This window comes from Bradyrhizobium algeriense (assembly GCF_003062295.1).
GTDB classification, from domain to species: domain Bacteria; phylum Pseudomonadota; class Alphaproteobacteria; order Rhizobiales; family Xanthobacteraceae; genus Bradyrhizobium; species Bradyrhizobium algeriense.
In genome coordinates, this window is sequence record NZ_PYCN01000208.1 from 1 (window position 1) to 560 (window position 560).

A 560-nucleotide genomic window follows, 5' to 3' on the forward strand; every position below is an offset into this window, starting at 1 on the left:
CCAGCACCTTCATGGAATGGATGCAGCTCAGGGTATCGAAGAGAAAGTTGAAGCGGCGCTCCTCGGCCATAGCGAGGTTATGGGCGGCGTGGCGCACGCGATGCCCTGTCAAAGCAGCCAGGAGTCCAACACCCGCCAGAAGCGTCAGAGGCACCAGGACGAGCGGACCGGCCAGGTACCAGATGCCGATGAGGTAGAGCAGCGCGAAAGGCAGGTCGAGCATCGCCTGAAGCGCCGGGCCAGACCATGCCTCGCGCAGGGTGCCGATGGCGGAGAGGCGCTCGGCGTAATAGCCGTTGCCATGCGCCTCCAGCGCCGACAGAGGAGCGTTCAGCAGGCACTGCATGGCCTGACGATGCGCCTGCGCCTCGGACGTTGCCGCGACCCGGGCGAGCACCCGACCGCGCACATGGCGCAACAGCGCCTCCAGCAGAACGGCGAAGGCCACCGTTGTGGCGAGCACCGCGAGGGTGCCGACGGCCTTATTCGGCAGGATCCGGTCGTAGACCTGGAGCAGCGCAACGGGAAGAGCCAGGGCCAGCAGAGTGATGAGCAGGGTC

Annotated in this window: 1 protein-coding gene; it reads right to left on the reverse strand. The window is 66.4% G+C overall.

The window, feature by feature from the left end; all coding sequences use genetic code 11:
* On the reverse strand, positions 1–560 hold a 560-nt coding region (locus C7G61_RS43150; RefSeq protein ID WP_244608798.1), incomplete at both ends, for an ABC transporter transmembrane domain-containing protein.